Annotated in this window: 11 protein-coding genes; 2 read left to right on the top strand and 9 right to left on the bottom strand. The window is 72.6% G+C overall.

What is annotated here, in order from left to right; translation table 11 throughout:
• Window positions 1-160 precede the first annotated feature (160 nt).
• The 4 genes from KJK29_RS32085 to rpe all read right to left on the bottom strand — a co-directional run bounded on the left by KJK29_RS32085 (window position 161) and on the right by rpe (window position 3,898).
• Window positions 161-1,603, bottom strand: coding sequence for a GuaB1 family IMP dehydrogenase-related protein (locus KJK29_RS32085; protein ID WP_215122657.1), 1,443 nt, complete (start codon window positions 1,601-1,603; stop codon window positions 161-163).
• A gap of 108 nt (window positions 1,604-1,711) precedes the next feature.
• Window positions 1,712-2,065 carry a barstar family protein gene (locus KJK29_RS32080; RefSeq protein WP_184597157.1) on the bottom strand — a complete coding sequence of 118 codons (354 nt, stop codon included), beginning with the start codon at window positions 2,063-2,065 and terminating at the stop codon, window positions 1,712-1,714.
• A gap of 24 nt (window positions 2,066-2,089) precedes the next feature.
• Entirely contained in the window at window positions 2,090-3,133 is a 1,044-nt protein-coding gene (locus KJK29_RS32075) for a sugar-binding transcriptional regulator (RefSeq protein ID WP_215122656.1), read from the bottom strand.
• Window positions 3,134-3,211: 78 nt separating this feature from the next.
• The gene (gene rpe / locus KJK29_RS32070) at window positions 3,212-3,898 is read right to left on the bottom strand and encodes a ribulose-phosphate 3-epimerase (protein ID WP_215122655.1); all 687 of its coding nucleotides are present in this window, start codon (window positions 3,896-3,898) and stop codon (window positions 3,212-3,214) included.
• A gap of 140 nt (window positions 3,899-4,038) precedes the next feature.
• Here rpe and KJK29_RS32065 point away from each other — a divergent pair, with 140 nt between their 5' ends.
• Window positions 4,039-6,186, top strand: coding sequence for an MMPL family transporter (locus KJK29_RS32065; protein ID WP_215122654.1), 2,148 nt, complete (start codon window positions 4,039-4,041; stop codon window positions 6,184-6,186).
• On the opposite strand, the gene KJK29_RS32060 is transcribed toward KJK29_RS32065, so the two are convergent.
• Both KJK29_RS32060 and fmt read right to left on the bottom strand, forming a co-directional pair.
• The gene (locus tag KJK29_RS32060) at window positions 6,167-7,594 is read right to left on the bottom strand and encodes an RsmB/NOP family class I SAM-dependent RNA methyltransferase (RefSeq protein ID WP_215122653.1); all 1,428 of its coding nucleotides are present in this window, start codon (window positions 7,592-7,594) and stop codon (window positions 6,167-6,169) included. The genes KJK29_RS32065 and KJK29_RS32060 overlap by 20 nt on opposite strands.
• A 64-nt stretch (window positions 7,595-7,658) precedes the next feature.
• Window positions 7,659-8,591 carry a methionyl-tRNA formyltransferase gene (gene fmt / locus KJK29_RS32055; RefSeq protein ID WP_215122652.1) on the bottom strand — a complete coding sequence of 311 codons (933 nt, stop codon included), beginning with the start codon at window positions 8,589-8,591 and terminating at the stop codon, window positions 7,659-7,661.
• 324 nt (window positions 8,592-8,915) lie between these two features.
• Between fmt and KJK29_RS32050 the strand changes: the two genes are divergently transcribed.
• On the top strand, window positions 8,916-9,467 hold the full coding sequence (locus KJK29_RS32050) for a hypothetical protein (protein WP_215122651.1): 552 nt from the start codon (window positions 8,916-8,918) through the stop codon (window positions 9,465-9,467).
• Window positions 9,468-9,564: 97 nt separating this feature from the next.
• Here KJK29_RS32050 and KJK29_RS32045 read toward each other — a convergent pair whose 3' ends face one another.
• The 3 genes from KJK29_RS32045 to coaBC all read right to left on the bottom strand — a co-directional run bounded on the left by KJK29_RS32045 (window position 9,565) and on the right by coaBC (window position 14,488).
• Window positions 9,565-11,718, bottom strand: a complete 2,154-nt coding sequence (locus KJK29_RS32045; protein ID WP_215122650.1) for a primosomal protein N' — start codon at window positions 11,716-11,718, stop codon at window positions 9,565-9,567.
• Between the two features lie 121 nt (window positions 11,719-11,839).
• Window positions 11,840-13,048, bottom strand: a complete 1,209-nt coding sequence (gene metK, locus KJK29_RS32040; RefSeq protein ID WP_215122649.1) for a methionine adenosyltransferase — start codon at window positions 13,046-13,048, stop codon at window positions 11,840-11,842.
• Window positions 13,049-13,285: 237 nt separating this feature from the next.
• Complete coding sequence (gene coaBC / locus KJK29_RS32035; RefSeq protein ID WP_215122648.1) at window positions 13,286-14,488, bottom strand: bifunctional phosphopantothenoylcysteine decarboxylase/phosphopantothenate--cysteine ligase CoaBC; 1,203 nt, start codon at window positions 14,486-14,488, stop codon at window positions 13,286-13,288.
• Between the last annotated feature and the right edge of the window lie 78 nt (window positions 14,489-14,566).

Here is a 14,566-nt window from a genome sequence, read left to right as displayed (position 1 = left end):
TCGTTGCGGGACGGCTTTCGACCGTTGCGCGACGAGCCGTCAGAGGGCCCTGACGCGCAATGTGCGGGGGTCGGCCCGGTCATGCCCACGCCTACGAGAACGGCCCCCGGATCTCCCGCAGGGCGGGACACCGGGGGCCGTACGAAGGGGCGTTGGCGGGTCAGCTCCAGCTGGCGTGCAGGGGCTTGCCCTCGGCGTAGCCGGCGGCGCTCTGGATGCCGACGATGGCCTTCTCGGCGAACTCCTCAAGGGAGCCGGCACCGGCGTAGGTGCAGGAGGAGCGGACGCCCGCGATGACCGAGTCGATCAGGTCCTCGACGCCCGGGCGGTCCGGGTCGAGGAACATGCGGGAGGTGGAGATGCCCTCCTCGAAGAGCGCCTTGCGGGCGCGGTCGTAGGCCGACTCCTCCGAGGTGCGGTTGCGCACGGCACGCGCGGACGCCATGCCGAAGGACTCCTTGTACGCCCGCCCCTGCGCGTCGTGCTGGAGGTCGCCCGGGGACTCGTAGGTGCCCGCGAACCAGGAGCCGACCATCACGTTGGACGCGCCGGCCGCGAGCGCCATCGCCACGTCGCGCGGGTGGCGGACGCCGCCGTCGGCCCACACGTGCTTGCCGTACTTCCTCGCCTCGGCGGCGCACTCCAGGACGGCGGAGAACTGCGGCCGGCCGACGCCGGTCATCATGCGGGTGGTGCACATGGCGCCGGGTCCGACACCGACCTTGACGATGTCCGCGCCGGCCTCGATCAGGTCGCGCACGCCCGCGGCGGCCACGACGTTGCCGGCGGCGATCGGGACCCGCGGGTCGAGGTCGCGGACCAGCTTCAGGGCGCTGATCATCGACTCCTGGTGGCCGTGCGCGGTGTCGATGACGAGCGCGTCGACGCCCGCGTCCAGCAGCTGCTGGGCCTTGCCCGCGACATCGCCGTTGATGCCGACGGCGGCGGCGATGCGCAGCCGCCCGTGCGCGTCGGTGGCCGGCTTGTAGAGCGTGGCGCGCAGGGCGCCCTTGCGGGTGAGGATGCCGGCGAGCGTGCCGTCCTTGTTCACCGCGGGGGCGTAGCGGCGGTTGGCGTGGTCGAGGGTGTTGAACGCCTGGCCCGGGTCCATGTCCGCGTCGATGAGCAGCAGGTCCCGGGACATGACCTCGGTGAGCTGCGTGAAGCGGTCCACGCCGGACAGGTCGGAGTCGGTGACCACGCCGACCGGCTTGTGGTTCTCGTCGACGACGACCCCGGCGTTGTGCGCGCGCTTGGGCAGCAGCGCCAGCGCGTCCGCGACGGTCTGGTGCGGGGCCAGGATGATCGGGGTGTCCAGGACCAGATGACGGCTCTTGACCCAGGAGACGACGTCGGTGACCACGTCGATCGGAATGTCCTGCGGTATGACGACGAGGCCGCCGCGGCGGGCCACGGTCTCGGCCATGCGGCGGCCGGCGATGGCGGTCATGTTGGCGACGACGAGCGGGATGGTGGTGCCCGTGCCGTCCGGGGAACTGAGGTCGACGCCCTGCCGGGAGCCGACCGCGGAGCGGCTCGGCACCATGAAGACGTCGTCGTACGTCAGGTCGTACCCGGGCTGGATGTCATTGAGGAAACGCACGTGCTGCACATCCCAGTCGTTCAGAGGTGACCCCCGAACCGGACGGTCCGGGGGAAAGAGCACGTACTTCATTCTCCCACGACGACCGCCCGGGCGTCCCTGAGCAGATCATCCAGGCTGGTCAGGGGGCCTCTCGGAGGATGCTCCAAGCCCGAGCGTGACGAAGAGGCCCGGGCCCCGGTCGGTCGCCTCGGCGAAGATCTCCTCGGCGACCTGCCACTCCTCCGGCCGCGTCTCGGCGTACGTCCGCCAGCCCCGTACGACGACCAGCAGCCCCCGCTCCTCGGACCCCTCGGGCCAGAGGGCGGGGTCGGCCAGGCAGTCGGCGAGGGCGTCCCAGTTGCGGCCGAACCAGTCGGGCAGGGCCAGGTCACGGGCGCAGCGGTCCATGAGGCCCGCCTTGTCCGTGACCCCGTCGAGGTCCAGGACGACCACGATCCGGCCCGCCGGGTCGTCCGGCATCTGCTGCGGCTCCCTCGCCATCCGTCAGGCTCCGTCCGGGTCGGACCTGTTGAGCGCGGACTTCGGCGCCGGGCCCGCCGTCATCAGATAGTCCGCCGCCGACGTGTCCGTGACCAGGCTGGTGACCAGCCCGGACCGCAGCACCGCGTCGATCGCGGGCCCCTTGCGCTGCCCGCCCGCGATGGCGACGACCTCGGGGACGCGGCGGAGCTGGTGCGTCTTGACGGTGATGCACCGCTCGCCCAGGTCCCGGCCGACCCGGCGGCCCTCGGCGTCGAAGAGGTGCGCGGACATCTCGGCGGCGACACCGAGGGAGGCGTAGTGCGCGCGCTCCTCGTCACTGAGCATGTCGTGCACCGTGGAGATGCCCGGCTCCCAGGAGCCGATCGAGACACAGGCGACGGTGACCTTGTCGAAGTGCTCGAAGGCCCGGGCGATACCCGTCTGGTTGCGCAGGGCCGTGGCCGTGGCCGCGTCGGGCAGCAGCATCGGCGCGTAGATGGGGTGGGCGTCACCCCCGGACACCTGGGCGGCGCGGCGTACGGCCTCGACCGAGCCGCGCTCGGCGGTCCCGGCGTCGTACACGCCCGTCAGCTGCACCACCGTGCACGGCGGCAGCCGGTCGAGCGCCGCCGCCATGTGGATCGTGGAACGGCCCCAGGCCAGTCCCAGCACATCACCTTCGTTGACCAGTTCGCCGAGCAGGTCGGCGGCCACTTCTCCCAGGTTCTCGGGGTCGGGTGTCTCCTCGGCCTCGGCCGGGGACTCGACCACGACAGCGTGCCTGAGGCCGTAGCGGGCGCGGAGCGCGTCCGAGCGCTCCGCGTCCAGCTCGGCCGGCACACGGATCTCGATACGCACGAGATCCCGTTCGAGGGCGGTCTCCAGGACCCGGGCCACCTTGAAGCGGCTGACGCCGAACTCCTCGGCGATCTGGATCTTGGACTTGCCCTCGAGGTAGAAGCGGCGGGCCATGGCCGCCGCCTGCACCAGCTCAGCGGGTCCCATCCGCATGGCTGACCGGCCCGCCGACATACCCGACACGGCGATCTCCTCACTGCTGTTCACACTCTGGATTCGCCGTTCATCCTTGCAGATCCGGCGCACTTGATCAGCCCTGATCGAAGCCGTTCACCTTGCTGTGGCTCAGTGGTCGCAGGCCCAGGATGCCTTGGCCGTCGCCGCCTCCGCCTGCGTGCGTAGTGCACGTACCGCCTGGGCCGGGTCTTTTGCCCCGTAGACCGCCGATCCGGCCACGAAGACATCGGCTCCGGCGTCGGCGCAGCGCTCGATGGTGGACGCCGAAACTCCGCCGTCGACCTGGAGCCAGAGCTCCAGTCCATGCTTGCTGATCAACTCGCGGGTGCGGCGAATCTTCGGAAGCATGATGTCGAGAAAGGCCTGTCCCCCGAAGCCCGGTTCCACCGTCATGATCAGCAGCATGTCGAGCTCGGGGAGCAGGTCCTCGTACGGCTCGATGGGGGTCGCGGGCTTCAGCGCCATGGAGGCGCGGGCGCCCTTGGCCCTGATCTCCCGGGCCAGCCGGACCGGAGCGGCGGCCGCCTCGACATGGAAGGTGACGGAACCGGCCCCCGCTTCCACGTACTGGGGCGCCCACCGATCGGGGGCCTCGATCATCAGATGGCAGTCCAGCGGAGTGTCCGTCGCACGGGCGAGCGACTCTACGACCGGCACCCCGAGCGTGAGGTTCGGGACGAAATGGTTGTCCATGACGTCGACGTGGAGCCAGTCGGCTCCCTCCACCGCCTTGGCCTCGTCCGAGAGGCGAGCGAAGTCGGCGGACAGGATGCTGGGGTTGATCTGCGCGGCCATGGCCCAAGCCTATGCGCTGCGCTGGGCTTGGGCGGTGGGGGTCTCGAAAGGGCGGCTGATCCGTTCGGCTGCGGGTGGTATGGGGTCGCTCGCGCAGTTCCCCGCGCCCCTTACGGGGCGCATTCGCCGAGGGAGACTCCATGACCGGTAAGCAGGGCATCGGGCATCTCGTCTGCGGGCGGCGGGCCAAGTGGCTGGTGCTGGTGTTGTGGCTGGTCGTGCTGTTCGTCGCCGCGCCCTTCGCCATGAAGCTCACCGACGCCCAGGACAACGACGCGGCGTCCTGGCTGCCGGGGTCGGCGGAGTCGACGCAGGTGCTGGAGATCTCCGAGGACTTCCGGCCGGAGCAGATCCCGGCGGTCGTGATCTACGCTCGGGACGGCGGGCTGACGGCCCAGGACCGGGCGCAGATCGCCGAGGACGTGCGGCAGCTCAAGGAGCTGCGGGACCACGGCATCCGGGGCGCTGAGACCCGCGGGCCGGTCTACGACCGGCAGGTCGACCCCCGGGCCGCGCAGGTTCTCGTGCCGATCACGATGGACGAGCAGGGCTGGGAGCGGATCTCGCCCGCCGTCGACTCCATCCGGGAGGACGTCGGCGAGGGCGGCGGCGGTATGGCCGTGCACATCACCGGCCCGGGCGGCACGTCCGCGGACTTCGCCGAGGCCTTCGAGGGCATCGACTCGACGCTGCTGTTCTCGGCGATGGTCGTCGTCATCGTCATGCTGCTCATCACCTACCGCAGCCTGACCCTGCTGATCGTCCCGCTGGTGGCGGTGGTCTGCGCGCTGTTCACCTCCCAGGCGCTGATCTATCTGCTGGCCGAGCACGCGGGCCTGACGGTCAACGGCCAGAGCGCCGGCATCCTCACCGTGCTCGTCTTCGGCGCGGGGACGGACTATGCCCTGTTGCTGGTCGCCCGCTACCGGGAGGAGTTGCGCCGGCACGAGGACCGGCACGAGGCGATGGCCCTGGCGCTGCACCGGGCCGGCCCCGCGGTGCTCGCCTCCGGCGCGACGGTCGTCCTGAGCATGCTGGTGCTGCTGGCCGCCGAGATGAACTCCACGAGCGGCCTGGGCCCGGTCGCCGCGATCGGTGTCGCCGTCGCCCTGCTGGCGATGATGAGCCTGTTCCCGGCCCTGCTGGTGATCTGCGGCCGGTGGATCTTCTGGCCGGCGATCCCGCACTACGGCAGCTCCGACCCGACCGAGCGCGGCATCTGGGCGCGCACGGGCCGCCGGATCGCCGGCCGCCCGCGGATCACCTGGGCCGCGACGGCTGCGGCCCTGGCGATCTGCTCACTGGGCCTGATCCAGCTGCGCGCGGAGGGCATCAGCAACGCGGACGCGTTCACCGGGAAACCGGACTCGATCACCGGCCAGGAGGTGTCGGCGCGCTACTTCCCGGCGGGCAGCGGCGATCCCCTGGTCATCGTGAGCAACCGGGCGCAGGCCGAGCAGGTGGGCCGCACGGTCGCGGAGACGCAAGGCGTGGTCCCGACGTCGCTGGGCCTGCCGCCGGGCACGAAACCGATCTACGAGGGCAAGGTCCTCTTCGAGGCGACCATGACCGCCCCGGCGGACAGCGAGGCCGCCAAGCAGACGGTGGAGCGGGTCCGGGACGCCGTGCACGCGGTGCCGGGCGCCGACGCCCAGGTGGGCGGCGGTACGGCGGCCCTGCTCGACATGGACGAGGCGACCACGCACGACAACATACTGATCATCCCGCTGGTGCTGCTGGTCGTCCTGCTGATCCTCTGTGTCCTGCTGCGTGCCCTGATCGCCCCGCTGTTGCTGATCGGCACGGTGATCCTGTCGTTCGCGGCGGCCCTGGGCATCAGTGCGCTCGCGTTCCGCCACATCTTCGACTACGCGGGCGAGGCGACCGACTTCCCCTTGTTCGTCTTCGTCTTCCTGGTCGCCCTGGGCATCGACTACAACATCTTCCTCACCACCCGTATCCGCGAGGAGGCGGCCCGCCAGGGCACCAGACAGGGCGTGGTCACGGGCCTCGCCGCGACCGGCGCGGTCATCACCTCCGCGGGCCTGGTGCTGGCCGGCACGTTCGCCGCCCTCGGCACCCTCCCGATGGTCGCCTTCGCCGAGATCGGCTTCGCGGTCGCCCTCGGCGTCCTCATCGACACGTTCATCGTGCGCTCGGTCCTGGTGACGTCCCTGTTCCTGGACATGGGACCGAAGGTGTGGTGGCCGCACCGGCTGTCCCGGGAGGACGGCGGTGCGGGGCACCAGGAGAGCGACCGGGCGGGGGTCAGCCGGTCCGACGAATGAGGGCCAGGTACATGGCGTCGGTCCCGTGCAGATGCGGCCAGAGCTGGACGTCGGGGCCGTCGCCCAGGTCCGGTACGCCGGGCAGCAGCGGCCGCGCGTCGACGAGGTCGGTGTCCGGGATCTGCTTGAGCACGTCGCTGACGACGGCCCGGGTCTCGGCGAGATGCGGCGAGCACGTCGCGTAGCCCACGACTCCGCCGACCCGCACCGACTCCAGGGCGGTGCGCAGCAGCCCGCGCTGCAGCGGAGCGAACCCCTCCAGGTCGTCGGGCCGGCGCCGCCAGCGTGCCTCGGGGCGACGCCGCAGGGCGCCGAGGCCGGTGCACGGCACATCGACCAGGACCCGGTCGAAGCTGCCGGGCCGCCATGCCGGGCGGGTCCCGTCCGCGGTGATCACCTGATACGGCCCGGGGTTGCCGGCCAGCGCTTTAGCGACGAGCCCGGCCCGGTGCGGCTGCTTCTCGGAGGCGAGCAGCGTCGCGCCCCGCTCGGCGGCGAGGGCGCCGAGCAGCGCGGCCTTGCCGCCGGGGCCCGCGCACCCGTCCAGCCACCGCCGGTCGGGCCCGTCCAACGGCGCGCCCGCGAGGGCGAGCGCGACGAGCTGGCTGCCCTCGTCCTGCACGCCCGCGCGCCCCTCCCGGACGGCCTCGATGGCACCCGGCTCGCCGCCCTCGGTCAGCCGTACGGCATACGGCGACCAGCGCCCGGGCACGGCGGCGTCCTCGTCGAGCAGTTCCTCGGCGGTGGCCCGCCCGGGCCGCGCCACCAAGGTCACCTCGGGCCGCTCGTTGTCGGCGCGCAGCAGCTCCTCTATGCCGGCGCGCCCGCCGCCGAGGGAGTCCCACAGCGCGGACACGACCCACCGCGGATGCGAGTGGACGACGGCGAGGTGGTCCTCGGGATCCTCGTCGTAGGGCGGCGCGACCCGCTCGAGCCAGCCGTCCAGATCGGCCTGCGCGATCTTCCGCAGCACCGCGTTGACGAACTTGGCCCGCCCGTCGCCGAGCACGACCCGCGCGAGTTCGACGGTGGCGGACACGGCCGCGTGGGTCGGGATCCGCGTCCCGAGCAACTGGTGCGCGCCGAGGCTCAGCACGTCCAGCACCGGCGGGTCGACGTCCCCGAGCGGCCGGTCGACGCAGTCCGCGATGACCGCGTCGTACGTCCCCTGCCACCGCAGCGTCCCGTAGACCAGCTCGGTGGCGAGGGCCGCGTCCCGTGCGTCGAACTTCTCGGGTCCCTCGTTCTCCCGCGCTTTGCGCAGCAACGGCGGCAGGACGAGGTTGGCGTAGGCGTCCCGCTCGTCCACGGCCCTCAGCGCCTCGAAGGCGAGGATGCGGACGGGGTCCTTCTTGGGCCGGCGGTAGGGCTTGCCGGACGGGCGGGGCCGACGGGGCTGTTCGCTCACGAAAAAGGTGCTCCGGGTGTGAGAAGAAGTGCGCCGCCCAGCCTACGCCGCCGGAGCAGGGGCATCAGCCCCCGAGCCGCTCCCCCTCGCTGATCCGCACGCCGCGCGCCCAGTCCGCCGCCCTCATCGGCTTCTTGCCCTGCGCCTGCACCCACAGCAGCTCGACACCGTACGAACCGGTGCCGACGTACACGTTGTTCTTCCCCGCGGCGATCTGCCCCGGGCCGAGGTCCGTCCGGTCGGGCACGGGGGCGACCTGGATGAGCTTGAGCCGCTCACCGCGGAACGTGGTCCAGGCGCCGGGGGCCGGGGTGCAGCCCCGCACCATCCGGTCGACGCGCAGCGCGGGAGCGGCCCAGTCGAGGTGCGCGTCCTCGACGTTGACCTTCGGGGCGTGGCTGATGCCGTCGGCGGGCTGCGGTACGGCCTTGAGCGTGCCGTCCTCGATCCCGTCCATGGTCGCCGCGAGCAGCCCGGCACCGGCGAAGGCGAGCCGCGTCAGCAGGTCCCCGCTGGTGTCGGTGGCCCGGATCTCCTCGGTCACCGTCCCGTACACCGGCCCCGAGTCGAGCCCTTCCTCAATCAGGAAGGTCGACGCCCCGGTGATCTCGTCCCCGGCCATGATGGAGTGCTGCACGGGCGCGGCCCCTCGCCAGGCGGGCAGCAGGGAGAAGTGCAGATTGACCCAGCCGTGGGCGGGCACGTCGAGGGCGACACGCGGCAGCAGCGCCCCGTACGCGACGACGGGGCAGCAGTCCGGCGCGATCTCCCGCAGCCGCGCGAGGAACTCGGGGTCCTTCGGCTTCGCGGGCTTCAGCACCTCGATCCCGGCCTCCTCCGCGCGCTCGGCGACGGGCGACGCGACCAGCCTGCGCCCGCGCCCGGCCGGCGCGTCGGGCCGCGTGACGACAGCGGCCACCTCGTGCCGCCCGGAGGCGAGAAGAGCGTCCAGAGCGGGAACGGCGACCTCGGGAGTACCGGCGAAGACGAGCTTCATGGGGTGATGGGGGCCTCTCGGGCGAGGATGAACGACGGGCAGCACACCAGTCTATGAGCCACCGACGGAAAGCCGCCGACGGCGCCGGGCCCCCACGGGAGAGCTCAGCCTCTTGATCGACTGTTACGGGCGGTGCGCGGGTGGGAGACCCCGCCAAAGGCCGAAGGCCAAGGCGCACGCCCCGCGCAAACAGGCGCACGCATATGCCCCTACGCCCCCACACCGTGACCCGCGGAGCGAATCCGCGTTGGTCAAGACAGAGTTGACCACAACGGGCCGTGATCACGGCCCATTCCTTTCAACGCCGGTTCGAGAGGCTTGTTCATGGCCGACCACGCAACCCACGACGCCCAGGCTCGGGCCAGCCTGCACTTGCTGGTGCGGGACATCGAGCGGGTCCGCCGGCAGGTGGACGCACTGCGCACACTCACCGCCCAGCTGGGCAACGTCTACCGCCCGCGCCGCTCCGGCCCCTCCACGGGCTTCGTCGTCTACGGACGCGCCCCCGCCCCGACGGTACGTCTCGCCCAGGAGCTGCGGGACAGTGTCGAGACCCTGGTCACCGCGGCCGTGGACTTCGACCGCTCACTCGGCTTCTCGTGGGACGCGGTGGGCTCCGCGCTCGGAGTCACCAAACAGGCGGTGCACCGCCGCTACGGCGCACGCCGTGCCGCGACCACTGCCCCGTCGGCCGCGGCCGAGCCGGAGCGCGCACCGGAGCCGACGGGCAGTCGCACGGTCGGCATGCCCACCGGCCTGCCCACGGTCCCGACGGTCCCCGCGGCGCGCTCCATGCCCACGCAGCCGACGGCGGGCAGCCCCGCTCTCCGCGACGAGGTACGGCCGACGGCGTTCCCCGGCCCGCGCAACGGCTGAACCGCCTTCTCTGCCCTGCCCTCCCGGACGCCTCCGGGAGGGCAGTCGCACATCCGGGTGACGCCCGGCCGGCCCTCCTCCGACCCCTCACCCGATGTCAGCCGATGTCAGCCGGATCGATCCGCACCCAGACGCCTGCCCCGCTCCCACTCCCCCGGGCCATCCGCGCGGCCTGCGCGGACTTGAGCGCGGCGGCCAGCGCGGCCCCCTTCCCGGGCGGCACCCGCAGCAACGCGCGCTCCCACTGCTCCCCGGGCGGCGGCGCCCCCGCCCGCCGCGGTCGCCCGGCGGCGGTGACGGGCAGCGGCACCGGCCCCAGCACCTCGGCCTCCGGCGGCAGTTCGGCCGTACGGAGAAACTCGGCCACCGCCTCCGGCAGCCCCGACACGGCCGCCATCCGCGACACCGGCGGAAATCCCAGCTCGGCCCGCTCGGAGAGTTCCCGCACCGCGTGACCGACGGGGTCCCACCGTACGAGCGCCTGGACGGGTCGCAGCGTCGGCTCGGCGACGACCACCACCGTGCCACCGGCCGACTGCGGCCGGACGAGTGCCCCGGCCGCGATCCACCGCCGCAACGCGTCCTCCCCGGCCCTGAGGTCGGGCCGCCCGAGCATCGCCCAGCCGTCGAGCAGCAGCGCTGCCGCGTACCCGCCCTCGGCGACCGGTTCGGCACCCGGTGTGCTCACCACCAGCGCGGGCGCTCCCGGCACCGTGTCGAGCACGTGTTCACGCCCCGAGGTCCGCACCGGAACCGCGGGGAAGGCGCGCCCGAGTTCCTCGGCGGTCCGCCGCGCGCCCACCACCGAGGCGCGCAGCCGGAAGGCGCCGCACTCCGGGCAGTGCCAGCCGCTCTCCTCCTGGCCGCACCAGCCGCAGCACAGGGCACCGCCGTCCCGCGTCTCCATCGGCCCGGAGCAGTGCCGGCAGCGCGCGGGCGCCCGGCAGTTGGCGCACGCCATGCGCGGCACATATCCCCGCCGGGGCACCTGCACCAGCACCGGGCCGTGCTTCAAGCCCTCCCTGACGGCCTGCCAGGCGAGGGTGGGCAGCCGGGCGGCCCGGGCGGCCTCGTCCCGGGCGAGGTCCCCGTCCCCCACGGTCCGTACGAGCGGAGCGGCCCCCCGCACCTGCTCCCGTCCGGCGACCAGCGGCCGGGCCCACCCGCTCTCGACGAGCTGTGCGGCCTCCACCGTGCAGCCCCAGCCGCCCAGCAGGAAGGCGCACTTGTCCTGGGCCGCCCGCAGCAGGAGCACCTCCCGTGCGTGGGGCTGCGGGGCGTGCTGCTCGCTGTGGCTGTCGTCGCCGTCGTCCCAGAGGGCCACGAGCCCGAGGTCCTGGACCGGGGCGAACATCGCGGCCCGCGTCCCGATCACGGCCCGGACGGAACCGCGCCGCACCGCGAGCCACTGCGCGTACCGCTTCTCGGGCCCCGCGTCGGCGGTGAGCACGGCATGCCGCCCCTCCCCGAGCAGGGCGGTCAGGGCGGCGTCGGCCCTTGCGACGGCCCGGCCGTCGGGCAGGACGACGAGCGCCCCGCGCCCGGAGGCCAGTGTCGCCGCGACGGCCCGTGCCAGCTCCTCGCTCCACTGCGGCCCCGGCAGCGCGTTCCACACGGCCCTTGGCGCGCCCCCTGACGCCAGGGACTCCACGAAGGCCGCTCCCCGCTCGTACCGCTGCCAGGAGCCCGGCTCGGGGGCCGGGGGCGGCGGCAGGGGGGCGGGAGAGGCGCGCTGCTCGGCGCGCGCGTTGCGCGGGGGTACGGCGAGTTGCAGGACGTCGGCGAGGCTGCCCGCGTACCGGTCGGCGACCGCGCGGGCGAGCCCCAGCAGTTCCTCGCTCAGCACCGGCTCGGGCGACACGACCTGGGCGAGGGCGGCCAGCGGCCCGGAGTACTCGGACTCGGCCAGTCGCTCGACGAGGAACCCGTCGATCAGCCCGCCGCCCTCGCGCCGTCCGTCCCGCACCCGGTGCCGCCCGGCCCCGAACCGCACCCGCACCCGCACGCCCGGCTGGGCCTCGGCGTCCAGCTCCTCGGGCACCGCGTAGTCGAAGTACCGGTCGAGATGGAGCACGCCCTTGTCGACGAGGACACGCGCGACGGGAAGCTCCTTGGCGAGCGCGGCTCCCCGCCAGGTCCGCGGCTTGGCCCGGGGCGTCTTGGCCTTCCGCACGCTCTCCCGGATGAGCGCGAGCTGCTCGGGCGGCGCACCCTCGACGCCGCCGTCCGCCTGTTCGTTCTCGCTGCTCACGCTTGCATTCTTACCAAACACCACTGACAACCGACGGCGCCGGAAGGGCCCCCGGGGTAGCGACGAGGCCCGGCCCCCCGAAGGGTGCCGGGCCTCGCTCGGTGCCGTGAAGGCGTCGGACCTACAGGCCCGCCGCCTTGCGCAGCGCGTCCACGCGGTCCGCCTGCTCCCAGGTGAACTCGGGAAGCTCGCGGCCGAAGTGGCCGTACGCCGCGGTCTGGGCGTAGATCGGGCGGAGCAGGTCGAGGTCGCGGATGATGGCGGCCGGACGGAGGTCGAAGACCTCGTCGATCGCCTTCTCGATCCTGTCCGTGTCGATCTTGGCCGTGCCGAAGGTCTCGACGAACAGGCCCACCGGCTCGGCCTTGCCGATCGCGTACGCCACCTGGACCTCGCAGCGGGTCGCGAGGCCCGCGGCGACGACGTTCTTGGCGACCCAGCGCATCGCGTACGCGGCGGAGCGGTCGACCTTGGACGGGTCCTTGCCGGAGAAGGCACCGCCGCCGTGGCGGGCCATGCCGCCGTAGGTGTCGATGATGATCTTGCGGCCGGTCAGGCCGGCGTCGCCCATCGGGCCGCCGATCTCGAAGCGGCCGGTGGGGTTGACCAGGAGACGGTAGTTCTCCGTGTCGATCTTGATGCCCTCGTCGAGCAGCGCCTTCAGCTCCGGCTCGACCACGAACTCCTTGATGTCCGGAGCCAGCAGCGAGTCCAGGTCGATGTCCGAGGCGTGCTGGGAGGAGACCACGACGGTGTCCAGACGGACCGCCTTGTCACCGTCGTACTCGATGGTGACCTGGGTCTTTCCGTCCGGGCGCAGGTAGGGGATGGTGCCGTTCTTGCGCACCTCGGACAGGCGCTTCGAGAGGCGGTGCGCCAGGAAGATCGGCAGCGGCATGAGCGTCGGCGTCTCGTCCGTCGCGTAGCCGAACATCAGGCCCTGGTCACCGGCGCCCTGCTTGTCGAGCTCGTCCTCGTCGCCCTCGACACGGGACTCGTACGCCGTGTCGACACCCTGGGCGATGTCCGGGGACTGCGCGCCGATGGACACCGAGACGCCGCAGGAGGCGCCGTCGAAGCCCTTCTTCGAGGAGTCGTAGCCGATTTCGAGGATCTTGTTCCGGACCAGCGTCGCGATGTCCGCGTACGTCTTGGTCGTGACCTCGCCGGCCACGTGTACCAGGCCGGTCGTGATCAGCGTCTCGACGGCGACCCGAGAGGTCGGGTCCTCGCGGAGCAACGCGTCGAGGATGGTGTCGCTGATCTGGTCAGCGATCTTGTCAGGGTGACCCTCGGTCACGGACTCCGAGGTGAACAGGCGACGGGACACAACGCTCCCTGGGGTTGCAGCGGCTGCTGTCTGATCATTGGCGAACGGCGGGGGCTGCACCTCACGCCGTCCGTGGAACAGTTTACGGGTCACGCTTCGGCCACGGCCCCCCTGTCTCGCCACTCGGGAGTGCTGTGACCTGCGGCACGGGCATTCTGCCCAATGTCGGTCGAGGTTGGCCAGAGGCGCCACGCCCCGATCGGCCGGGGTTCACACAGGCGCAGGGTGACTGAAACATCAGCCGAGGCGCCCGGCCACCAGGTCCCACACGGTTTCGGCCAGGGCTTCCTTGGGCCCGTGGGGCACCGGGGTCTCGCTGCCGTCGGCGCCGAGCACGACGGCCTCGTTCTCCTCGGAGCCGAAGGTCTTGCGCTCCCCGACCTCGTTCACCACCAGCAGATCGCAGCCCTTGCGCTTCAGTTTGGCGCGGCCGTTGGCGAGCACGTCGTCCGTCTCCGCGGCGAAGCCGACGATCACCTGTCCGGGGCGGATCCGGCCGGTGGAGATCTCCGCGAGGATGTCCGGATTCCGCGCCAGGGCGATCGGCTCCGGCTCCTGGTCGTCCTTCTTCTTGATCTTCCCGGCCGCGTAGGTGACCGGCCGGAAGTCCGCCACCGCCGCCGCCATGACCACGGCGTCGGCGTCGGCTGCGGCTCTGAGCACCTCCTCGCGCAGGTGCGCGGCGGTGCCGACGGGGACGACGTCCACCCCGGCCGGGTCCGGCAGGGTGCTGTTGGCCGCGATCAGGGTGACACGGGCGCCGCGGGCGGCCGCGGTGCGGGCGAGGGCGTAGCCCTGTTTGCCGGAGGAGCGGTTGCCCAGGAACCGCACCGGGTCCAGGGGCTCGCGGGTGCCGCCCGCGCTGACCACGACATGCCGTCCCGTGAGGTCCGGCTCGCCCACGCCCCGGGCCAGGACCCGGCGGCACACCTCGAAGATCTCACCCGGGTCGGGCAGCCGGCCCTTGCCGGTGTCGACGCCGGTGAGACGGCCCACGGCCGGCTCGATGACGACGGCACCGCGGCGGCGCAGCGTCGCCACGTTCTCCTGGGTGGCCGGGTGCTCCCACATCTCCGTGTGCATGGCGGGCGCGAAGACGACCGGACATCGGGCGGTGAGCAGGGTGTTGGTCAGCAGGTCGTCGGCGAGGCCGTGGGCGGCCTTGGCGAGCATGTCGGCGGTGGCCGGGGCGACGACGACCAGGTCGGCGTGCTGTCCGATGCGGACGTGCGGGACCTCGTGGACGTCGTCCCACACCTCGGTGGAGACCGGGTGCCCGGAGAGCGCGGACCAGGTGGCGGCGCCGACGAAGTGCAGCGCGGAGGCGGTGGGCACCACGCGCACGTCATGGCCCGACTCCGTCAGCCGCCGCAGCAGCTCACAGGCCTTGTACGCGGCGATGCCGCCGCTGACCCCCAGAACGACCTTCGGCTTGTCCACGCTTCTCCCCGGACCTCGGCAACCGGCACACCGTACGACTCCATGACACACCACAGGCCCGGCAGTCGACCTGCCGGG

Source organism: Streptomyces koelreuteriae, assembly GCF_018604545.1.
GTDB lineage: Bacteria > Actinomycetota > Actinomycetes > Streptomycetales > Streptomycetaceae > Streptomyces > Streptomyces koelreuteriae.
Note: the sequence above shows the minus strand (reverse complement) of the source record. Positions and strands in the feature narration are given on the sequence as shown.

What these genes read in the sequence shown, in the direction of transcription:
- KJK29_RS32080 (WP_184597157.1), bottom strand. Translation starts at nt 2,065, where the DNA reads ATGCCGGACGACCCGGCGGGCCGGATCGTGGTCGTCCTGGACCTCGAC.
- rpe (WP_215122655.1), bottom strand. Translation starts at nt 3,898, where the DNA reads ATGGCCGCGCAGATCAACCCCAGCATCCTGTCCGCCGACTTCGCTCGC.
- KJK29_RS32065 (WP_215122654.1), top strand. Translation starts at nt 4,039, where the DNA reads ATGACCGGTAAGCAGGGCATCGGGCATCTCGTCTGCGGGCGGCGGGCC.
- fmt (WP_215122652.1), bottom strand. Translation starts at nt 8,591, where the DNA reads ATGAAGCTCGTCTTCGCCGGTACTCCCGAGGTCGCCGTTCCCGCTCTG.
- KJK29_RS32050 (WP_215122651.1), top strand. Translation starts at nt 8,916, where the DNA reads ATGGCCGACCACGCAACCCACGACGCCCAGGCTCGGGCCAGCCTGCAC.